The sequence below is a fragment of the Bacillus altitudinis genome, from assembly GCF_001191605.1.
In the GTDB taxonomy this organism is placed as follows: Bacteria; Bacillota; Bacilli; order Bacillales; family Bacillaceae; genus Bacillus; species Bacillus altitudinis.
The window spans coordinates 2,394,988-2,416,221 of the sequence record NZ_CP009108.1 but is presented as its reverse complement, the minus strand read 5'-3'; the positions used below and the strand labels follow the sequence as shown (position 1 = coordinate 2,416,221).

At 40.6% G+C, this 21,234-nt stretch carries 19 protein-coding genes; all 19 read right to left on the bottom strand.

From position 1 onward, the window contains the following. Positions 1-36: 36 nt before the first annotated feature. The 19 genes from ID12_RS12150 to spoVE all read right to left on the bottom strand — a co-directional run bounded on the left by ID12_RS12150 (position 37) and on the right by spoVE (position 21,224). On the bottom strand, positions 37-393 hold the full coding sequence (locus ID12_RS12150) for a PTS glucitol/sorbitol transporter subunit IIA (protein ID WP_007499733.1): 357 nt from the start codon (positions 391-393) through the stop codon (positions 37-39). Positions 394-419: 26 nt separating this feature from the next. Next, positions 420-1,430: a PTS glucitol/sorbitol transporter subunit IIB gene (srlE, locus tag ID12_RS12145; RefSeq protein WP_017359358.1), complete on the bottom strand. Its 1,011-nt coding sequence runs from the start codon at positions 1,428-1,430 to the stop codon at positions 420-422. 13 nt (positions 1,431-1,443) lie between these two features. Next, the gene (srlA, locus tag ID12_RS12140) at positions 1,444-1,974 is read right to left on the bottom strand and encodes a PTS glucitol/sorbitol transporter subunit IIC (RefSeq protein ID WP_003210918.1); all 531 of its coding nucleotides are present in this window, start codon (positions 1,972-1,974) and stop codon (positions 1,444-1,446) included. A 17-nt stretch (positions 1,975-1,991) separates the two neighbouring features. Then, positions 1,992-2,423: a transcriptional regulator GutM gene (locus ID12_RS12135; RefSeq protein WP_008354650.1), complete on the bottom strand. Its 432-nt coding sequence runs from the start codon at positions 2,421-2,423 to the stop codon at positions 1,992-1,994. Positions 2,424-2,435: 12 nt separating this feature from the next. After that, the gene (locus ID12_RS12130; protein WP_007499740.1) at positions 2,436-3,680 is read right to left on the bottom strand and encodes an NAD(P)H-dependent oxidoreductase; all 1,245 of its coding nucleotides are present in this window, start codon (positions 3,678-3,680) and stop codon (positions 2,436-2,438) included. 243 nt (positions 3,681-3,923) lie between these two features. Then, complete coding sequence (locus ID12_RS12125; protein ID WP_007499742.1) at positions 3,924-4,862, bottom strand: sugar-binding transcriptional regulator; 939 nt, start codon at positions 4,860-4,862, stop codon at positions 3,924-3,926. 150 nt (positions 4,863-5,012) lie between these two features. Beyond that, positions 5,013-5,792, bottom strand: a complete 780-nt coding sequence (gene sigG, locus ID12_RS12120) for an RNA polymerase sporulation sigma factor SigG (RefSeq protein WP_003211879.1) — start codon at positions 5,790-5,792, stop codon at positions 5,013-5,015. 143 nt (positions 5,793-5,935) lie between these two features. Beyond that, entirely contained in the window at positions 5,936-6,655 is a 720-nt protein-coding gene (gene sigE, locus ID12_RS12115) for an RNA polymerase sporulation sigma factor SigE (RefSeq protein ID WP_007499746.1), read from the bottom strand. A gap of 59 nt (positions 6,656-6,714) precedes the next feature. Continuing rightward, positions 6,715-7,644 carry a sigma-E processing peptidase SpoIIGA gene (gene spoIIGA / locus ID12_RS12110; protein ID WP_050827239.1) on the bottom strand — a complete coding sequence of 310 codons (930 nt, stop codon included), beginning with the start codon at positions 7,642-7,644 and terminating at the stop codon, positions 6,715-6,717. A gap of 249 nt (positions 7,645-7,893) precedes the next feature. Then, positions 7,894-12,213, bottom strand: coding sequence for a S8 family peptidase (locus ID12_RS12105; RefSeq protein ID WP_050827238.1), 4,320 nt, complete (start codon positions 12,211-12,213; stop codon positions 7,894-7,896). Positions 12,214-12,511: 298 nt separating this feature from the next. Further along, positions 12,512-13,657 (bottom strand): cell division protein FtsZ, encoded by a 1,146-nt coding sequence (ftsZ, locus tag ID12_RS12100; RefSeq protein ID WP_007499752.1) that lies wholly within the window; start codon positions 13,655-13,657, stop codon positions 12,512-12,514. Positions 13,658-13,690: 33 nt separating this feature from the next. Further along, the gene (gene ftsA, locus ID12_RS12095; RefSeq protein WP_007499754.1) at positions 13,691-15,013 is read right to left on the bottom strand and encodes a cell division protein FtsA; all 1,323 of its coding nucleotides are present in this window, start codon (positions 15,011-15,013) and stop codon (positions 13,691-13,693) included. 159 nt (positions 15,014-15,172) lie between these two features. Continuing rightward, positions 15,173-15,541, bottom strand: coding sequence for a small basic family protein (locus ID12_RS12090; protein ID WP_003210988.1), 369 nt, complete (start codon positions 15,539-15,541; stop codon positions 15,173-15,175). Next, positions 15,541-16,266 (bottom strand): DUF881 domain-containing protein, encoded by a 726-nt coding sequence (locus ID12_RS12085; RefSeq protein ID WP_007499758.1) that lies wholly within the window; start codon positions 16,264-16,266, stop codon positions 15,541-15,543. The genes ID12_RS12090 and ID12_RS12085 overlap by 1 nt, the downstream gene beginning before the upstream one ends. A 20-nt stretch (positions 16,267-16,286) precedes the next feature. Then, complete coding sequence (locus ID12_RS12080; protein ID WP_007499760.1) at positions 16,287-16,976, bottom strand: DUF881 domain-containing protein; 690 nt, start codon at positions 16,974-16,976, stop codon at positions 16,287-16,289. Then, positions 16,973-17,752, bottom strand: a complete 780-nt coding sequence (locus ID12_RS12075; protein ID WP_007499762.1) for a cell division protein FtsQ/DivIB — start codon at positions 17,750-17,752, stop codon at positions 16,973-16,975. Before ID12_RS12075 ends, ID12_RS12080 begins: the two co-directional genes overlap by 4 nt. Positions 17,753-17,888: 136 nt before the next feature. After that, positions 17,889-18,800 carry a UDP-N-acetylmuramate dehydrogenase gene (gene murB / locus ID12_RS12070; protein ID WP_050827237.1) on the bottom strand — a complete coding sequence of 304 codons (912 nt, stop codon included), beginning with the start codon at positions 18,798-18,800 and terminating at the stop codon, positions 17,889-17,891. 30 nt (positions 18,801-18,830) lie between these two features. Beyond that, entirely contained in the window at positions 18,831-19,925 is a 1,095-nt protein-coding gene (murG, locus tag ID12_RS12065) for an undecaprenyldiphospho-muramoylpentapeptide beta-N-acetylglucosaminyltransferase (RefSeq protein ID WP_024720309.1), read from the bottom strand. Positions 19,926-20,123: 198 nt separating this feature from the next. Then, positions 20,124-21,224: a stage V sporulation protein E gene (gene spoVE / locus ID12_RS12060; protein ID WP_007499768.1), complete on the bottom strand. Its 1,101-nt coding sequence runs from the start codon at positions 21,222-21,224 to the stop codon at positions 20,124-20,126. Positions 21,225-21,234: the final 10 nt, after the last annotated feature.

Here is a 21,234-nt window from a genome sequence, read left to right as displayed (position 1 = left end):
AAAGCTGCTCCCTATAAGGAACAGCTTTTTCCATGGTTACGAAATTTCAATTCGTACGCCTTCTTTAATATCAGGAAACGTATGCGGGGATGCAAAGACAGCTCCCGGTAATACATCATCAAACGGCTCTTGGAAGTAGATCGAAATATGGCCGAGTTCCTTAAAGTTGTCATTTGCTTTATTGCCTAAAGCAGTAATGGTATAAGTTTGGTCGCCCACTTGAATCGTTCCGCCTAATTTCAGCGGCTCTTCTTCTAAGTGTTCAAACTCATGAATGACAGACATATCTCTTAATTCCTGCGGCGCTGCTGGTCCAAATAAAACAATCAGCTTATCTTCTTTAAACTGCGGGACTAAGATCCCAATTTCTTTTACGACAGATTGTGTTACCATGTATCTCGATTCCTCCTTTAATACGTTTAATACATACCGAAGCTGGCAACGTATGCGATCACAACAGATAGAACGCCTGTAATGAGACGGCTATACAAAACAGCTGGTACCCCATATTGTACCGTTTCCGGCTTCGCTTCACCAAGTGATAGCCCAACCGGGATAAAGTCACACCCTACTTGACCGTTGATCGCAAACAGTGCTGGAAGAGCAAATTGAGGCGGAATGTTTCCTAGTGCAATTTGACTACCAATCAGTACACCGATGACTTGTGCGATGACTGCCCCAGGTCCTAAGACAGGCGACAGGAACGGTAAGGTACAGACAACAACGAGCAGTAAGAGCCCCCATAAAGATCCTGCCAAAGGTGAAAGGAAATGGGCAATCAGATCACCGATTTTCGTATAATTGATAATTCCAATTAACATACTGACAAAGGCCATGAATGGAATAATGTTTTTAAGGAGCATATCAACAGAATCACGACCAGCTTGATAGAATGTGCCGGTTACTTTTCCGATTCCTCTTGAGAATCTCATGAGGAAATTCCCTTTTTCTTGACGCTCGATATTTTCCTCTTTCAGTTTTGAATAGGTTTCTTTGAAATTCTCTTTGTCAATTGGGCCGCTGCTTTCTTGACCTTCTACATTCCCTTCACTATCAGTTGCTTCCGCAAAGGAAATATCTTTTTCTGTGACACCTGATACGAAGATATCCTCTGTAATGTGTTTTGCAAGCGGTCCAGAAGGAGAGGATGCCAGCACATCGACAGTTGGAATGCGTTTCATTGGATAAAGTCCGATTCGCGCTGTTCCTCCGCAGTCAATGACAACACACATCATTTCATCTTCTGGTATAGAATTTTTAAAGCCATCACATGCTTCTGTCCCTGTCATTTCTGCAATTTTACGTGCAACTGGGTGAATGCCTCCTCCTGTAATGGAAACGACCTTTCTTCTTTTACCGGTTGGTTCAAGCTCTAATCCTTTTCCCCATCCGCCAGCACCTTTTGCAACAAATACTTTGTGGTTTGTCATGTCTAACCCTCCCCTATTGTGAATTCGCTTTCATTTTTCCTGCTAAGTACTTTGTGATCCATTCCGTAATGATTCCGCGAAGTAAAATGACAACGATCCCGACTAAGAAGTAACGAACAGCCAGCTCTGACATAGAGTATCCAGCTTCTTTAATCCCGTTCGCAATTCCTAAGTAGACAAACAGTTCTCCAGCGTTGGCATACGGGAACAGCGATGTCACCGGATGAACAAATGAAACAGCTGAATCATAGAATGCTGGTTTTTGTTTTTCAGGTAAGAAGCGGCCAAACGTATAAGCCATTGGGTTTGTCAAAATAAGAACGGATAAGATCGGCATTAACGTATAGCGCAAAATGGTATATTTCGCTGCAAACTGAATCGCTCTATTCACTCGCTCTTCTCCAATAAACTTCATGACAGCATAAGTGAAAGTAAGTAACACAACAAGCGTTGGAACGATACCTGTCACAAGACCCATGAACTGCTTTCCGCCGGCTTCAAACATCCCGATAAAGTGCTCTCCAAACCATTGAATCCATTCCATGTTTCATCTCCCCTTTCTTAGTTCACATTTGTTATATTTTTTTTAGAAATCGAGACAAGCGCCTGCTCCGCTGCCATGGAGAGTGCTTGCATGACAGCTGGTCCCCTTTTGCGCTTTTTCAATGTTTGTTTCATCATGTGATGCTCATCAAGCACAGCCCCCACATGTTTTCCTTCATAGGAAGGCAGTTCCTTAAATTTAGACAAAATCGAGACGCCACCCAGCACATGACACTTTTGAATGATGTATGATTCATCGACAATGATGAGCGCAATGGCTCCAGGACCAAATTTGCGCCGCTCCATTCCTGAAAACAAGTGATAGCCTTGTTTCCCTTTATAGTCGTCAATCAGTGAATCCATGCTCTTGCGGTAGTACTTGATTTGAATAAACGATAAACCATACTGCACAATCAGAATGATACAAAGTACGATTGCTAATTTTTCCATAGCCTCACGTCCTTATGATTGAAATAAGTGATCTTGTAATGAACGCAGCTTCCAGACCGTTGTGCTTGCATCAAGTTCTACATCATCATGAGATAGGAATTGCCCCAATTTGATATCTTTTTTCGCTACCACTTTTCCGCTGATTAAGCCAATTGGGATGTGGCCGTTCGCTTTCATGTCTTGATGTGTTTCAAGTACACCTCTTACGGAGTATCCGCCAATACCATCAAGTGTTTCTCCTGCTTTAATATCTCTTTTCGCCACAGCGACAGTTTCTGATACTGGTACACCAATTGGATGGATTGAAGAATCATGTTGTAAGACTGCTTTTGCGATCGTCACTGGTGTTTCAAGGCTTGCTAAGTGGAAAGGACGATACAGTGTGTAGTGAGGACCTTTTCCAACTTTTAAGTAACGAAGCTCTTCATCTACTGGCTCAAGATCACTCTTGACGATGACAAAGACACCTGGTGCCAGTCCGTTTACATATTCAACGACTCCGAAGTTATCCAGTACGCCGCCTTGCTGTTTTTGATTTAATTTATCTGCTACATTTTCTAAATTCGCTTCTACTCCGTGCATGCCGACTTTATCAGGCAAAAGTCCTGTTGCATTACTTAATAGGTTCATTTCTGCCATCGTTTTTGTTCCGTCTTGGAATGCTGCCAGCATGTGGGCACTCATATGTTTACTATCTGCTTCAGCTTTACACGTATCTGGGTTTGCTTCTGGGAAGAATGGGTTGTTCTTACCTTTCCCAGCAACCAATACTTCAAGCCCCATTGTTTTTGCAAATTCATATAGTTCTAGCGTTGCTGCTGGTTCATCTCCAGCTGATCCAGAGTAAACAAGTCCTGCATTCGTGAATAATTTATGCATGACCAAACCGATCGTAATATCGACTTCTACATTTAAAAGAACGAGATGTTTTTTTGAATTAAGCGCTTCCAAAGAAATGTTTGCTCCGACCTCTGGAACACCTGTTGCATCCACAACGACTTCCACGGAATCTGATTGAATCACTTCTCTGTAATCATTTGTGACGACCATTTGATGTGGTTTCGCATGTTGCTTGTAAAAATTCGCTGCTTTCTCAGCTGCACTAAGATGAATATCACAAACACCTGCGACAATCATGCCTGGAATTTTAGAAATTTGTGAAATGAGTCCAAACCCCATTTGGCCTGCCCCGATTATCCCAACTTTGATTGGATCTCCGCTGCGTTCTCGTGCTAACAATTGTTGATAAATTGACATCTAAATCATCCTTTCAGGTTTTCTTGCTTCACAATAGATTGCTAGAAAAATAATCTGAAACTTTTAACAAATGTTATAAAAATTAACAAAAATCTGTTTCTTGTAACATTTGTTATTTTATTTATCATTTGTTATGAACTTAGTTTATATGATGTGTCAACTTTGTGTCAAGATAAAATCGATAAAATTTTCAATCTTTTTGAGTCTAAAGACTCAAAAAAACTACCTAATCGGCTTAGGTAGTTACTTTAATAGGGCATCTCCGGTTTGTTCATCTGTAATTAACACATGAATTAATCCACCTTCTAACGCTGCCCTGATCGCTTCAATTTTTTCTTCTCCTCCAGCGACACCAATCACAAGCGGGATCTCTTTCAGTTTTTGAGGACTGATCCCCATCACCCGGTCGTTCCACGGATGCGGATACACTTCACCTTTATGATCAATAAAGTTATAACAAATGTCACCCGCGACATCTTTCGCTTGCAGGATATCTTCCTCACCACTTGTCATATAGGATTTCACCATCGTTGAATGTTGCGGAACCCCGCCTATTCCTACGACCGCGATATTTGATGATTCTCCTAATTCAATGACTTTTTTGATCGACGGCTGTCTAATGAGTACATCTTTCGCTTCTTTCGTATCAAGCATGACAGGCACATGTAAAAACTCACATTTGGATTTGAGTGCTTCTGAGCATCTTCCAATAATATAGTTGGCATGAATATCAACATCTTCATTTCCGACGCCTCCGACTAGCGGAACAAATGTCACAGACGGAAAATGCTGAACAGACGTAAGCGCTTTCGCCATTTCATGCAAGGTTGTCCCTGATGAAAAACCGATGACTTGTCCATCCTTCATGACTTTTAATAAAAAGCCCGCAGCCGCAGCTCCTATTCGACTTTTTGTTGTTTCTTGACTGAGAGATTCCACACACACGACTTCTCGCAGCCCGTATTTTCGCTCTATTTTTCTTTCTAACGAACCATATTGTTGATTCACTTCATCATGAATAATGATTTCCACGATTCCTGCTTCACGTGCTTTTGCCAAATATTTCGATATGAGCGAACGGCTAACCCCAACAGCTTCTGCAATTTTAGATTGAGTGGCGCCTTCTTCATAGTACATATGCGCAACCTTAATGAGCAGCCTTCTTTCATCATGGAATGTCATAATAACCCTTCTTTCCGCTTCTCTATTCCCTCACAAATGATATTTCAAATAACATTTGTTAAAAACAGATTAAATGAAAAAAATAACAGAGTCAATACTAGAGATGGGTTCTCTAAAAAGAATGAAAAAAGCCGCACATTAGCGGCGGCTTTAAAAAATATTTTTATTCATTTGTTTGATTGCTGCTTTTTCAAGCCTTGATACTTGTGCTTGAGAAATGCCGATTTCTTCTGCCACTTCCATTTGTGTTTTGCCTTGGAAGAAGCGTTTGCGAAGGATCATTTTTTCTCGATCATTCAATCTGCGCATTCCCTCTTTTAAGGCCAATTCTTCTACCCATTGTGTATCTTTGTTCCGTTCATCACTAATTTGATCCATCACATAAATCGGATCTCCTCCGTCATTATAAATCGGTTCAAACAAAGAAACAGGATCTTGAATGGCATCTAGGGCAAAAACAATTTCCTCATGAGGGACTTCTAACACTTTGGCAATGTCTTCTGCCGTTGGTTCCTTGCTTGTCTCACTAATCAGTCTCTCACGGACTTGAAGCGCCTTATAGGCAATATCTCTTAGTGAACGAGACACCCGGATAGGGTTGTTATCGCGCAAGTATCGACGGATTTCTCCTATGATCATAGGAACCGCATAAGTTGAAAATCTGACATTGTGGCTTAAATCAAAATTATCAATTGATTTCATTAATCCGATACAGCCTACTTGGAAGAGATCATCAACATACTCGCCTCTGTTGTTAAAACGCTGGATCACACTTAAAACCAACCGCAAATTGCCATTAACTAGCTTTTCTCTTGCTGTATCGTCACCTTCATCTTGCAGCTGTCTGAATAATTTTCTCATCTCGTCGTTTTTCAGAACAGGCAGTTTGGAGGTGTCGACTCCGCAGATTTCCACTTTATTTCTGGACACTTTTTTCCCTCCCTACAGGAGCTGTTGTACAAAGTTCAGTATCTCCGTGGGATGGAAAAATATGCACGGTCTACGACGTGAAAGATGTGAAAAAATGGTGATCCCTTTGACAGTGCAGGGATAAAGCTTTCAAAAAAATTTTTTTAGACCATCTTATTAAATTCTTTTTGCAATCGTTTAATAATTCTTTTTTCGAGCCTTGAAATATAGGACTGAGAAATACCAAGCATGTCGGCAACATCTTTTTGTGTTTTTTCTTCACCGCCAACTAAACCGAACCTCAGTTCCATGATCTGTTTTTCACGATCGTTTAATTGTTCTAACGCTTTTTTCAGTAATTTTTTATCGACATTTGCTTCAATATCGCGGGTGATAATATCATCATCTGTCCCAAGTACATCTGATAAAAGCAGTTCATTACCGTCCCAGTCGATGTTAAGCGGTTCATCAAAGGATACTTCTGAACGGATTTTATTATTTCGGCGCAAATACATCAAAATTTCATTTTCAATACATCTAGACGCATATGTGGCCAGTTTGATCTTTTTTTCTGGATTGAACGTATTTACTGCCTTGATGAGGCCTATCGTTCCGATACTAATCAAATCCTCAATGTTAATCCCTGTGTTTTCAAATTTTCTTGCGATATAAACGACCAATCGCAAATTTCTTTCGATCAAAATGGCTCTTGCTGTTTGATCACCTTTAGGTAATTTAACGAGCAATTCTTGTTCTTCATCCTTTGATAATGGCGGAGGCAGTGCCTCACTTCCACCAATATAATAAATCTCATCACTCTTTAGCCCTAGCTTCATGAGGAGTTTATACCAGTAGTAAGTGAGTTTAAATTTTAATTTTTTCATCTTCTTCTCCCTTCTAAATGTCCAGTTGACTTCGTAAGATAAAAGACATCACAAAAAAACTACGACACCCCTTGTATCATTTTTCCGTCTAACATCTCTGGATGAATGATGGCTTGAAATTCCTGATCTGCTGATAATCCACTCAGACTCATCCCAACAAAACACTTCGCTGGCTGGATCATATGCGTTTTTGTATAAAGGACGACCGTATCTGGTTTAAAGCATAGTAGAAACCCGTGATCATGACCGACTGCGCGATACGGAACGAGTCTTAAACGATCAAGCAGCGGAAAATGGTCATCGAGCTTTTGCATCAATTCAACAGGATGAAACTGTTTCATTTTTTCTATAAATGGCTCTCCGAAAATAGATGTGAGCTGATCGAGCTGGACGATCATGACAGGTGTTTTCGTCAATGGATCATACAGCTGATTTCCAGAATCGACCAGACCATTTAAGCGGATCGTTTCTCCTTGAATGTGTATCTCCACAAGTACTTGTTCGTCATATTGTCTTTTTTTCGCACCAACCTCTCCTAATCGTTTCTTTGAAAACAGCCAAATGGCCGGAAAGCCAGTGAGAACAAAAAGCCAGCTAATGGGATCACCAAATCCATCATTTTGTGAAATAAGCAGTCCATCTTGAATGACTGTATTTGTCTGCAAAAACGAATGAACCCCGATCATGCCCCCTCCCATCAAAAATGTGACAAAGTAAAAAGCAAACAGGTTTTGAAAAAAGGAACGAAATCTTTGAAAGCCAAAGGTTCCAAGCACGATCAAGACAGAAAAAAGCAGTTTGCCTAAAGGGTGCGACACAATCATTGCAAATGGCGTAAAGAGCAAGAGAACAATGCTCGATCCAATGAGAGCTCCTAACATATATCGCCTTTTTTTCACTTGTCGTTTGAGAATAAATGCCGTGAGTAAGAGCAGCAATAGATCAAAACAAAAGTTTAACAGCCAAATGACATCTAAATAAATGACCACCTTCTGCTCCTTTCATCTGAAACAAAGAATCAAAAGCAGTACTTGCACTTGTTTGTACCAGTATAAAACAGTCATCGGATGGAAGTCTGTCAATTCTTGTAGGGGATGATAGAGAACTTTTGGTGGATTGTTATCGTTTTTGTCGACGTATGAAACAGAAAGAACATCGGAATGATTTGTTGGACAAGTGTCTCCTCTATCAATTGCACAAAAAAAGACACGCTCCGAAGAGTCGTGTCTTTTTCGCTGTCATTCTTTCTCATTGATGGTGAGTGTTCCTTCTGCCTTCTGTCTTGTGACATTTCCATAATCATCTTTGACAATGACTTCAATCACTGCACCTTTTGCTTTTGCAATAGATGTCGCCGTCCAGTAGCCTTCATACGTTCCCGGTGCTACTTCACGAATCGGCAGTTCGGTTGTGTTTTGAAGTTTTGATCTAGCATTTGTCAGCGGCATATGAAGAACAAAGGTGGCATCTAGCTTTTCCCTGCTTTTAAATGAAATCTTAACCGATTCACCTGATGATAGATTCATATTGTCTTTTGGCGCTAATTCAGAAATGACAGGTGCATCATATTGTACATCGATGTCGACCTTTTTAGTCGTTTTGTTTCCAGCCGCATCTTTTGCTGTCACTTTGATTGTATTTTTCCCGTTCTCAAGCAGCACCCTTGCAGAATATGCCCCATCCTTTACGGTCGCTTTTTTTCCATTGACTGTGACTTGATCTAGATAATCATCCGCTACTTTCCCTTCCACCGTGAGTGATTCTCTATTAGACTTGTCGCCTTTTTTCGGTGTATCAATGGTCAATGTCGGTGCTGTTTGATCGATGATCACCTTGACTGGCTTGGAATGTTTTGTTGAGCCTTTATCCGTTACAGTCGCCGCCGTGAAGACATGCTCTCCACTTGGAACAGATACATTTTCTTTGAAAGTACCCGACTCATCTGATTTGACGTTGGCCACCTCTTCATCATTCTGATAAATGGCCACATCGAGACCCGGAGAGGCCGTGCCTTCAATCGTCAATTCACCTTGATTTGTAATGGTTCCTGCCTTTGGAGAAGTGATTTCTGGTATATCTGCTTCATAGTTTACGAGCGCACGTATCATATAATTCCCCTCTTCTTTCGGAGAAGGAGAAAAAGCACCGCTCGTCAGCTGCCAACTTCTTTCAGCATTAGGGCCATCTTCATCTGTGGCAAGTCCCGGAGATTCGGTATTCTTTTTCGTTTGAATATAAACAAGATAGAAATCTCCATCCACTGTAATGGCTTGATCTTCTAAATCTACTTTTGTCCATTCACCATTACGCAGCGCATTTGCTTTTAAAGGTCCTGCGATTTTCTCACCTGGTGCGCCACCCTTCCCAGAAGCATCATATACTTCAACAGCAAATTCATCGCCTCCAGGAGCTGGCCATTCTGATGTCCAAAACCGGAAAAGACCACCTGTGACTTGTGCTTGTTTTTTTCCTTTTTCTAATGAAAACTTCACAGCCCACCCATTGCCAGGATCGTAGAAAGCCCGTGCATTTTCAGCCGTTCCATCATCGTAGCCAATCTCTCCCGGAAAACCGATAAAGGGCTCAAGTTTCACTGACTTTTCAAGTGGCTTTTCCGTCACATCCGCTGAAAACGTATAGCCTTTAAACCCCTTTGCAAAAATTTTGACTGTATAGACACCGCTTAATGCCTCTAGAGAAAATTCACCGGATTCATCTGTTTTCACCGGCTCAATTTTTGCGTCTTCCACAAGATAAACAGTTGCATTCTTCACCTTTTCACCAGTTGTTTCATTGACGACCGTGCCGGAGATCGTTCGTTTCTCTAGCGGCTGTAAGGAGAAATTCGCTTCTGCTGTTTCTTTTGATGCCACTTTGACTTTTTGGGACCGTGATTCAAAGCCGTAAGCTTCCGCTTTCACTGTCCATTCTCCTGCTCCTTGAGACAGCTGATATTTCCCTGTCGCTTCATCGGTGGAAGTTGATTTTCCGCTTTCTAGAACACTGATTTGCGCTCTCATTGGAAGAGCTTGAATAGACGGAGCATCATGACTGTTTTGCTTTTGAATTTGTACATGTTTATTTTTTACTTTAGCAGGCTTTGCCTTTTTTGGATCAACTGATTTTTTATTCTGGCTTGTGGATTTTTCTTTTTTGATCACACCTAGCTGGTTCTTGGCTTGTTGAGACAAAGCCTCATCTGTGATTTTCACATCATCTAAATAAAAGCCATCTTTTGTGACACTGCCATCTGTTCTTATCTGAAACAAGACTCTCACTTTTTGACCTTTATAAGCAGATAAATCAACTTCGCCTGCTGTCCACGCATTTGTTTTCCCCGTATAAGCTGTCGCTTGAACAGCGTCTTCACCCTCTGGCTGTACATAGACATGCACATAATCATAATTGGCTTCGAGATCATGCCAGTATTGATATTGCAGGTAGGAAGAACCTGAATCTGGTACAGCAATGAGCGGCATAGACAAATTGGCGTCCGTTTTATTTTCATAAGGACTGTCTAAATTGGTGGCATAGACATGTTCCCCGCTAAATGCTTGTTTTGGACCTGTGGACGGTTTTCCCCACTGCCACGGATCTTTTGTTCCACCACTGAACCATCCACTTGGCCATGCTTCAAAATCTTGTGAGTAGCCAGTGGTGATGGATGTTTTAATTGGAAGTGTATAAGAATCTGATGCCGCTTCATTTCCTCCAAAATCTTTCACAATCCATCGGTATGTCACGTTTTCCCCCTCAAGTTCAGGGAGCTGCACCGTATAGGTTCCTTTTAAATGATTTCCATCCGTGCGGTTGGCTTTCAGCGTCTCCCACTCACCTTGATCTACTCGGTAAGTCAAAGAAACATTTGTCACTGCTATCCCATCTTCTGCAGTGATGGTCAATGGGGTTGGCGTTGCAGCAAAAATTTCATTCGGACCTTTATGTGAAAAAACAGGTGGTTCTGTATCTTCTCCCTCTTTTGTCACCTGACCTTCAATCGTACCGATTCCATTGGTTAAAGCCGTAATCGCCTCTCTTGCATCAACCAACCCTGCCCCATAACCGTTGTTAGGGGATTCAGGAAATTGCTGATCTGTCAGTGGTTTCGCTGTCTCAATGAGAATTTGCTGTATTTCATCAACAGAAAGGTCTGATTGCACTTGGCGAAGAAGAAGAACAACAGCTGAGACATGCGGACCTGCCATCGATGTACCATTCCACCCATCCTCATATCCTTTTCCCGGGATCGAAGAACGAATGTTTACTCCTGGAGCCGCAATATCTGGTTTCATTACGCCATATGGAGAAGGACCCTGAAGGGAGAAAGACCCTAACTTGTTGTCATGATCTGTTGCGCCTGTAGCAAAGGCTTCTTGATAGTTAGCAGGATTTGCAATCGAACCCGCACCGCCTGGATTGAATAAATCGGTATTACCGGCTGAAAATTCTGGAAAGATGTCTGCTGCTCTCCAAGCATTCACTACATCTTTATACCAATCATCAAGACCTGGCCCACCGCCCCACGAATTATTCACAACATCAGGTGCCTTTTCTGGGTGAGGATTTCCGTTACGATCTTTCGGTGCTAAAATCCACTCACCGGCATCTAACAGATCAGCATCTGTACCGCCATCTTCTGAAAAAGCTTTCACTGCAATCCATTCTGCTCCCGGTGCGACCCCAATTTGATTCTGTCCATCTGGCTCAGAACCAACCATTGTGCCTGTCACATGGGTCCCGTGCTCCAAGTCATCATAAGGGACTTCAGAGCCTGTTGTGGCATCATACCAATTCAGTTCATGAGATGGTTCGTTCGGACGAGCAGGATCAAACCCGCGGTATTTTTCTTTTAGCGCAGGGTGATCCCATTCGACACCTGTATCAATACTTGCCACAACGGTTCCGGTCCCGTCATAGCCTAAATCCCACGCTTCTGGTGCATTCACCTGAGCAATATTCCATTCAACTCCATCTACTGCTTTGATTTGTTTGTTTGGCTTAGCATGCTTCAAATCAACAGGACGATGAAGTTGACGTGTTTCATTCGGCAGCACTTGAGCTACTTCTGGAAAAGAAGCAACCTTTTCCATCACTTCTTTTGTTGCCGTCACAGCTAGACCATTCACAATATAGTAGGAATGAATATCTTTCACTTGCTTATTCTTTTTTTCCTTTTGTAAATACGCTAGGAGCGCTTGCTGCGTTTCATCAGATGTTGCTCTCAGCTCAGATACAACGGCTGATCTTTTTGTGTACTGCGTTTTAGCCGCGGTTAATTTTTGTTTTTTTGCTTTTGATACAGCTTCTTTTGCTACTTTTTGTACATTCGTTTGTTCCTTCATTTTGACTAAGAAGGTCACCTTATCTTCCTTTTGAAACTGCTTCTTTAATCTCGAAGAAATCTTGGCTTTTGTTGTCTGAGAGGAAACGGCTTCCTCCTGATATGAGGTAGAAGTCGATTTTGCTTGAACCATCCCAAAGCTTGTCATCGTTAAAGTACCAATCACCAAAAGACTTATGAAACGATAGACGGCGGTTTTGCGAAACTTCACTTTCAATAAAATCCCTCCTCCTCAAATGGTCAAACAGTGTGTATCCTGCCCTCCCCCTTCTTTTTGATCATGACAAGATTCATGGTGTTCTCATTAATGTAGTCAAATAAAGTTCAACATTTTGTCGTTTTTTGTAAAGGAAATTAAAAATGATTCTTTTGACTTAAGAGACTCAAGCCAAAACACATACGATAGATCCAAATAACACACAGAAACAAGACTTTTATATCAATCAGGTTCAGGATCTTCTCACCATGCATACATAAAAAACCCCTTCCAAAGGAAGGGGTTGAATCGTGCTTGCTTATCGTTTATTGCGGTTACGTAAGAACGTTGGGATATCCAATGTATCATCACTTGACTGTGTATTTTGTCTTGGTTGTGATGATGTTTGCTGATGTTCCTCACGTTTTACTTCACGCTTTTGTGGAATGGATTGATTTTGCTTTAATCCTTGTCCTAATGGATTTCTTTGAGGTTTTGTCACTTCCGGCTCTTGCTCAATAAAACCGGTTGCGATGACTGTGACCACAATTTCATCCTTCAAGTTATCATTAATGACAGATCCAAAGATCATGTTGACATCTTCATCAGAGGCTGATGCGACAATATCCGCTGCTTCTTGTACCTCATAAAGACTAAGGTTCGTACCACCAGTAATATTCATGATAACACCTTGTGCTCCATCAATCGCTGTTTCAAGAAGTGGTGAAGAAATGGCTTTTTTCGCTGCTTCAGCAGCACGGTTTTCGCCTGTTGCGACACCAATTCCCATAAGAGCTGAACCTTTGTTAGACATGATCGTTTTCACGTCAGCAAAGTCAAGGTTAATTAAACCTGGTGTTGCAATGAGATCTGAGATCCCTTGAACACCTTGTCTTAACACGTTATCTGCTGCACGGAATGCTTCAAGCATTGGCGTATTTTTATCGACAATTTCAAGCAGGCGATCGTTTGGAATCACGATTAACGTATCAACTGCTTCTTTCATAGAAGCAATCCCTTCAACTGCTTGAAGCTGACGCTTTCTTCCTTCAAATGTGAAAGGACGAGTCACAACTCCAACTGTCAAGGCTCCTGAATCTTTTGCGATTTTCGCAATGACAGGTGCAGCACCCGTACCAGTTCCACCGCCCATACCGGCTGTCACAAAGACCATGTCAGCGCCTTTTAGGACTTCTTCAATTTGTTCTTTGCTTTCTTCAGCAGCTTTTTTACCGACTTCAGGATTCGCACCTGCTCCAAGCCCTCTTGTCAGCTTAGCACCGATTTGCATTTTTGTTTCTGCTTTTGATAAGTTTAACGCCTGTGCATCTGTATTCACTGCAATAAAATCGACACCCTGTACGTCATTTTCAATCATTCGGTTGACAGCGTTATTTCCGCCGCCACCTACACCGATTACTTTAATTGATGCTAGGCCATCTATATTTGTTTCAAACTCCAACATGCTGAATCCTCCTAATCCGTCGAAAATCTAGTTCTATTCCCAGAACATATTAAATAGTTTTTTCATTTTGCCCGGTTTTTTATTTGTCTCTTGTTGCGCTTTTTGTTTCACTTTCGGTCTTGGCTGAGCTTCTTTTACTTGTGGTGTAGAAGAAACCGGCTCCATGGACGCGCCTACTTCATGAAATGCTTCATCCGGCATTTGGAATCCAACCTGTCTGCCCTGAATCTTTGCATTGCGATAAGCAAAATGGATCAAGCCCACTCCTGTCATATATTGAGGTTCCCGGACCCCAATATAATTAGGACTTGCGATTCTTACATTGTTTTGTAAGACCGTTTGTGCCAGAGAAAGAATACCTGGTATAGCTGCCTGTCCACCTGTTAGAACGAATCCGCCAGGCAAATCATGGACACCCATATTGCGTAATTCCTCTGCCACAAAAAGCAGAATCTCTTCCAATCGCGCTTCGATGATATTGGCTGCTTCAAGTTGTGTATACGTCTGTTTTTGGTCCGTACCGATGACGGAAACTTCAAATGTCTCCTCAGACGATGCTTCATCATAGAATGCATGCCCAAATTGCTTTTTGATTCGTTCAGCTTCTTCAGTGGAAGTTCTAAGTCCTATAGACAAATCTTTTGTAATGTTCTCTCCGCCCAATGGGATACTGTGAGTAGAATAGAGATGCCCGTTTTCAAATACGGATATCGTAGTAGAGCCGCCGCCAATATCGACAAGAGCTACCCCTAGATTTTTTTCATCTTTCGATAACGCTGCTGAACCCGATGCAAGTGGCTGCAAGCAAATATCCATAATTTCAATACCAGCCCGCTCTACACATCGGAGCCAGTTATGTAGAATCGTTTTAGAACCTGTGATTAACGATCCATCCACTTCTAGCCGTACACCTAGCATTTTTTTCGGATCTGTGATCTCATCTCTTCCGTCGACGATAAATTGTCTCGGAATGACGTCTACTACGAGATGTTCTTGCGGAATAGATACTACCTGTGCAGCATCCAAGACACGTCTCACATCTTCAGCATGTATTTCTTTATTTTCACTAGACACTGCGACAACGCCGCTCGTATTCTGAATATGAATGTGGTTTCCGTTAATTCCGACTATCGCCTTTTGTAAAGGAAAACCTACCATTCTCTCAGCCTGTTCAAATGCTTGTCTAATAGAATGAACTGTTTCATCTATATCAACAATCGATCCTTTTTTTAACCCCTCTGAAGGGACATTTCCAACACCTATAATGTTAAGCGAATCATCCGCCATTTCTCCGACGATGACTTTTATATTGGATGTACCGATGTCAAGGCTGACGTAAATTTCATTGTTGTTCATTCTATGGCACCTCCTCACATATCAATACTTTCTATTCTATTATTTGCTGAACAACAATACAATGAATGTGTTTTTACAAGTGTGTAACAAAACTTAAAAAATCAACATTTTTTATTAGGATTACTGAAAATATTCGTTACATCATATGTATATCCTTTTTTATGACTCACTTTTTTTCTTTTTTTCTCTAGAAATTGTCCATTTTGTTAGTAGAATTCTTCGAATAACGGCGATATTTTGAAACAATCTAACACCGAATGCAAACATTCCGACTAAATACAAGTCTACACCAAGATGGACGCCCAGAAAAGCTAAACTTATTGCGAGTATAATATTAAAGAAGAAACCTGATACAAACACTAGTTCATCGTATGCCCCTTGCAGATGTGCTCTGATTCCACCAATCAATGTATCAAGCGCAGCAAGTACAGCGAGGGAAAGATAGTTAGAATACTCATTCGGTATCGTAAAATTCGTTAAGAAACCGATCGCAACTCCTATGATTAAACCAAGTACAGGAAGCCACATTAAGATTTTCCCTCCTTTACATCGTCAAGAGGCTTCAATTCATTTAATTGAATTGTACCGTCAAATGCTTTTAAATGAATTTTTTTCTTCGGCGGTCTAATACTCAAACTGAAATTTTCCTGAGCAAACAAATCACCAATATCTGATACATTTAAACGGCTGTATAATTTATCGGCCTGCTCGCTGACCATCTTAATCGTGACTGTATCACCATCTATGCTGTAACCATCCATTTTCGTCGTACCATTAATATCTCGAATAACACTGGTGTTAATCACCCGGTGTTCATTAATGGAAATATGTTTTGCCCCAAACATATTGGCTTCGTTGATTAATTTTTTCAGAAGATCAGGTGGTATATTTTTGACTTCTTCTCCGGTAAGTTCCTTAGAAAAAAGCTGAGTAATTTCTATTTCAACTCCTTCACCCGTTACCTCTGTAAAACCAGCCTTTTCTTTCAAATCCTTCAACGTTTTTGTTAATTGTGCTTCTTTGGATTGATCTTCTTGGTTGCCATACTTTTTTAGCATTTCATCATATTTATCAATTTCTTTCAATAAATCCAGTTCCTTACTTTTAGATGCAGATAAATCCTCTCTTAATTCCCAAACGTCTCGAGTATCGCGAACTTTAGGCTTTTGTAGAGAGTTAAACTGGATCGAGACCATGATGCCAAATATGACCATCAGGACTGTCAAACTAAGTAATGGCTTCTTTTTCCTCAACACCACTCACCTTTTCACATTTAATCTTTGTTTCTTAGAAGAGGATTCATACGAATATCCTTCTTTTCAATCGTCATGGAAATATGATCACTTGTCAGCTGATCAACCACCCCGCCTGCAATGTTTAATGCAGGAATCAAAACAGCTGGATCTCCAATAGCAGATATGACAAATGGTGCTGGATGTTGAACACCATCAACCGTGACGACTGGACCGTTACAATGTATGTATGATTGGTGTGTGATTCTTTGTCCGTTTATAGCTACAGCAGATGCCCCTGATATAAATAGTTCGTTTATCACATGGAAAATGTGGCTCTCATGCACAATGTAATTATTGACATTTTGTCCACTCGGGATATAAGATGCATCTTCAAGAGATACTTTTACCCCTTTCCCTTTTACACCTATTTCTCCTGTAAACATTCTGTATTTCTCAACATCTTCCAAAACATTAAAATACTGCTCTTTTTCATTTTTCAAACCAAACTCTGTTTCTTGGACTTTTGATTGAAGACGATAAAGTTCTTTTTCAAGTTTTTGATTCGCCTTTTCTTGCTTTGTTAGCTGACTTTTCAAAGAATATTCTTTTTTCCATTGTTCTGTTCGATTGACATCTGCTCGATGCTGCTTCGTATATTGGTATGAAAAAGAAATCAGAAATCCAAGAACAAGCATTACAATTGAGAATATGACGGTTTTGCCTCTCAACGTTCATCTTCCTTTTTCTTAGATTTAAAAGCTTCAAAATACGTAGCTACTTCCATATGAATCGTACCTTTCTCAGAAGACGAAAGCTCTTTGACAATGGCAGGGTACGTCGTCATTTTATCTGCGAATGTTTTAATTGATGCAATAACGGTGTTTCCATCATTCATATAAAATTTAACGAGCCACTGATTGGAGCTAGTCGGTACGTAATATACTTCTGAGATTAGTTCCTGAATAGAAGCCGGCAGTTGATTTAGAGCTTTCACTGTTTGCTTCAATTTCTCTTTATTGTCCCAATCGACAAAAATAGGTCCTGCGTGACTTGGTGTTACTTCATCTGGCAAAGCCGTCCCGTTTTCAAGAAGCTCATAATAAAAATGTCCCTTTTGCAGATACGCAATATTTGCATACTCTTTGACAGCAATACTGACCTTATTAGGGAAATGTTTTTTGATACTGACACTTTTAATCAATTTATTTTGCTTTATATGGTCTGCTGTCATATCTTTATTTAAATTCCAAAACTCTGTCTCGCCTTCTTTAATTTGCGAAAGTTTAACGAGCTGTTTTGTTGGTACATGTTCATTACCGGTAATGGTTAAAGAAGAAATTTTACTGATTGGTGTTTGCAAATAGACAATAATTAAAACCATGATAAAAAACAGCAAAATAAAAGAGATTAATCTCCGATTCGCTTTCTGCTTCCTTTGTTCTTTAATTTTAGGGATTCGCTCTTCTATATTGACGATCTTTTCATTTTCATGATCAGGCCGCATATATACTCTTCACCTCATTCAAAGCTGCTTGTCCGCACCTTTGGATCATTCTTTATCTCATATTGATTAGAAAACAAACGGCATGAAAAAATGCCGTTTGTTTTCCTGTAATACCATCATTCATAAGTAGTAGCCTTTAATTTGCTTCACCAATAATTTCTACTTCTGTATGCATCTCTACATTGTAGTCATCTTTGATTTTCTTTTGAATGTACTGAATTAAGTCGAGCACATCTTGAGCCTTCGCCCCACCAGCATTGACAATAAAGTTTCCGTGCATATCAGAAATTCTAGCGCCGCCAATCTGATATCCTTTTAAATTCGCCTTTTCTACAAGCTGTCCTGCATATTTAGGTAATGGATTTCGGAAAATACTGCCGGCGCATGGTTTATTATACGGTTGTGTTTCCTTGCGGTAATCTTTATTTTGCTGCATTTTCTTTGTGATTTTCTCACGTTCGTCCTGTTTAAGCTTGAACACTGCTTCGAGAACAATTCCAGGGCGTTCCTTTTGAAGCACAGAAGTTCGATAGCTAAAGTTCATTTGCTCATTAGTTAACCACTCGATCGTTCCATCTTCAAATAAGACTCTCGCTTTCACAAGAATCTTGCTGATGTCAGATCCATGTGCTCCTGCGTTCATATAAACAGCGCCACCAATAGATCCTGGAATACCAGCTGCGAATTCCAATCCTGACAACCCCTGCTTACTAAGAGACGTCGCGAGTCTTACAACTGAATAGCCTCCGCCAACTGTAATTTCTTCATCATTGACAGTTAAGTGATCAAGCCCAGCACCCAGCTTTAAAACGACCCCGCGAATTCCTTTATCAAGAACAAGTAAATTGGACCCTCTCCCAATGACCGTCCATTGAGTATCATGTTTTTTCACCTGATCCATAATTGTTTTGACAGCATCGACATCTTTAGGGATGACTAATAGATCGGCCGGTCCGCCTATTTTCATTGTCGTATGATTTGCAAGCGATTCATTTTCAAGTACTTTACCAACTTGCGCTTCTAATAATTCATTCTTCAAGTTCTCCATATTACCCTCCGCCTTACCTCATATCATTCATCATGAAGTCGTAATTTCTTTTAACACATTATATAAACGTGTGGCCGCATCTGGTACTCCGAGTTCTTTTGTTAAACGGCTCATTTGATGTAGTTTCTCGTCATTACCAGCAATTTCATCAATTGCATGAAGCAAGCGATCTCCAGAAAGCTCTGATTCTCTTAAAACGATCGCAGCATCATGTTTTTCAAGTGATCTAGCGTTAATTTCCTGATGATTTGCGGTCACGTATGGACTTGGAATGAAGATGGTCGGAATTCCAAGTGCCGTCACTTCAGCAATCGTTGTGGCTCCCGCTCTTGCAACAATGACATCAATTGATTTTAAATACTCCGGCATTTGATGCAAGAAAGGCTTTGTGATCATATTCGGTGCTTCACCTTTTTCTTTTAATTCGTTCAGCACTTTTTCATAATGAACCTCACCTGTAATATATAAAAGCTGATAGTTCTTTGCCTTTAATTCATCTTGCATGTCAATCACTGCTCGATTGATTGGAGCTGCACCTCTGCTCCCGCCAAAAATAAGAACCGTTTTTTTCTTCTCATCCAGCCCAAACTCTTTAAGAGATTTTCCCTCTTTAATAGAGACGACTTCAGAGGCTCTTGGGTTTCCCGTAAAAACAACCTTTTCTGAAGGAAAGTGTTCCTTTGCTTCTTCAAAACAGATGGCTACTTTATTCACATACCGTGCCAGAAACTTATTTGTGATGCCTGGCAGGCTATTTTGTTCGTGAATGATCGTTGGGATTTTTAGCTTAGACGCAGCATAAACAACTGGACCACACACATAACCACCTGTTCCAATAACAGCATCCGGCTTAAATTCTTTTAAATAAGATTTACTTTTTTGGACGCCCTTTAGAAACCTCATCACTGTTTTTACATTATCAAAGGAAAGCTTTCTTTTAAAACCTGAAATTTCAATTGATTTAAAAGGGATATTTTCTCTTTCTACAATTTTCTTTTCAAGCCCATTCTCAGTGCCAATATATAAAAATTCCACATCAGGATGCAGTCTTTTCACTTCTTTAATAAAAGCTAGAGCAGGATAAATATGCCCGCCTGTTCCGCCTCCACTAATAACTATACGCATTATACCATTTCCCCTCAATTTTTTTCTGCTCTGAACAAAGTATAAACCCTGTTTTAAACAACAGGGCTCCGTCAAAACCTGTAAAGAAGAGTCAATCATCATGTTTTCGAAACAGAAACTGCCATTTTCACTCTTCAAATCATTTTTTCATACTTTTGCAAAATAAAAGTCTATATGGTTTCATGAACTATCAGCACATTAATATCTAGCATATCTGCTTACATTCAAAAGTACGCCAATTGCCATCAGCATTAATGTCAGTGATGAACCGCCATAACTTAAGAATGGGAGTGTGATGCCCGTCACAGGGATGAGACCAGTGACAACTGCGATATTAATCATTACTTGAATGGCAACCATTGAGATGATACCCACTGCCAAGAAACTTCCATATAAATCTGGTGCCCCGAGGGCTATTCTAATGCCTCTCCACAATAGAACACTAAAGAGAAGCAAAATGAGTGATCCACCTATAAATCCAAGTTCTTCAGACAATATAGCAAAGATAAAGTCTGTTTGAGGCTCAGGCAAATAGAAGAATTTTTGTCTACTCTGACCTAGCCCCATTCCAAACAGGCCGCCTGGACCGACAGCGTATAAGGATTGAATAATTTGAAACCCGCTGCCAAGTGGATCCTCCCAAGGATTTAAATAAGATGTAATTCGTTTTATTCGATAGGGTGCTGATAAGACAAGTGCGGCAAATCCGCTAAGCCCTAAAAGACCGAGAAAGATAAAGTGAGCGATTCTCGCACCTGAAACAAATATCATAATAATACAGGTTCCAACCATAACCGTTCCTGTACCTAGGTCCGGCTGTAGCATAATGATGGCAAATGCAGAAAACACAATGCCTAGTGCTGGGGCGAATCCTTTACGAAAGGATGTGATATTCTTTTGCTTTTCAGATAAGAATTTTGCAAGAAACGCAATCATCGCAAGCTTCATAAATTCAGAGGGCTGAATACTAAACGCACCGACACCAATCCAGCTTCTTGAACCATTTCTCTCCATACCGATACCAGGAATCAAGACAAGCACGAGGAGGAGAAAACACACTGCAATCAGTATCTTTGACCAAGTCCGCCACGTCCAATAATCGACCCGCATAATGAAAAACATTGCGATAACTCCGATTCCGGCAAACAAAAGCTGTCTTTTTGCAAAATAAAATGAATCATCAAATTTATACGATGCCCACACAGCACTTGCGCTGTACACCATAATTAAACCAATCGTCAATAAAAGTAACGTAATGACAACAAGCAAAAAATCCGGAGAAGTTTTCTTATTCGTCAAGAGACCGACA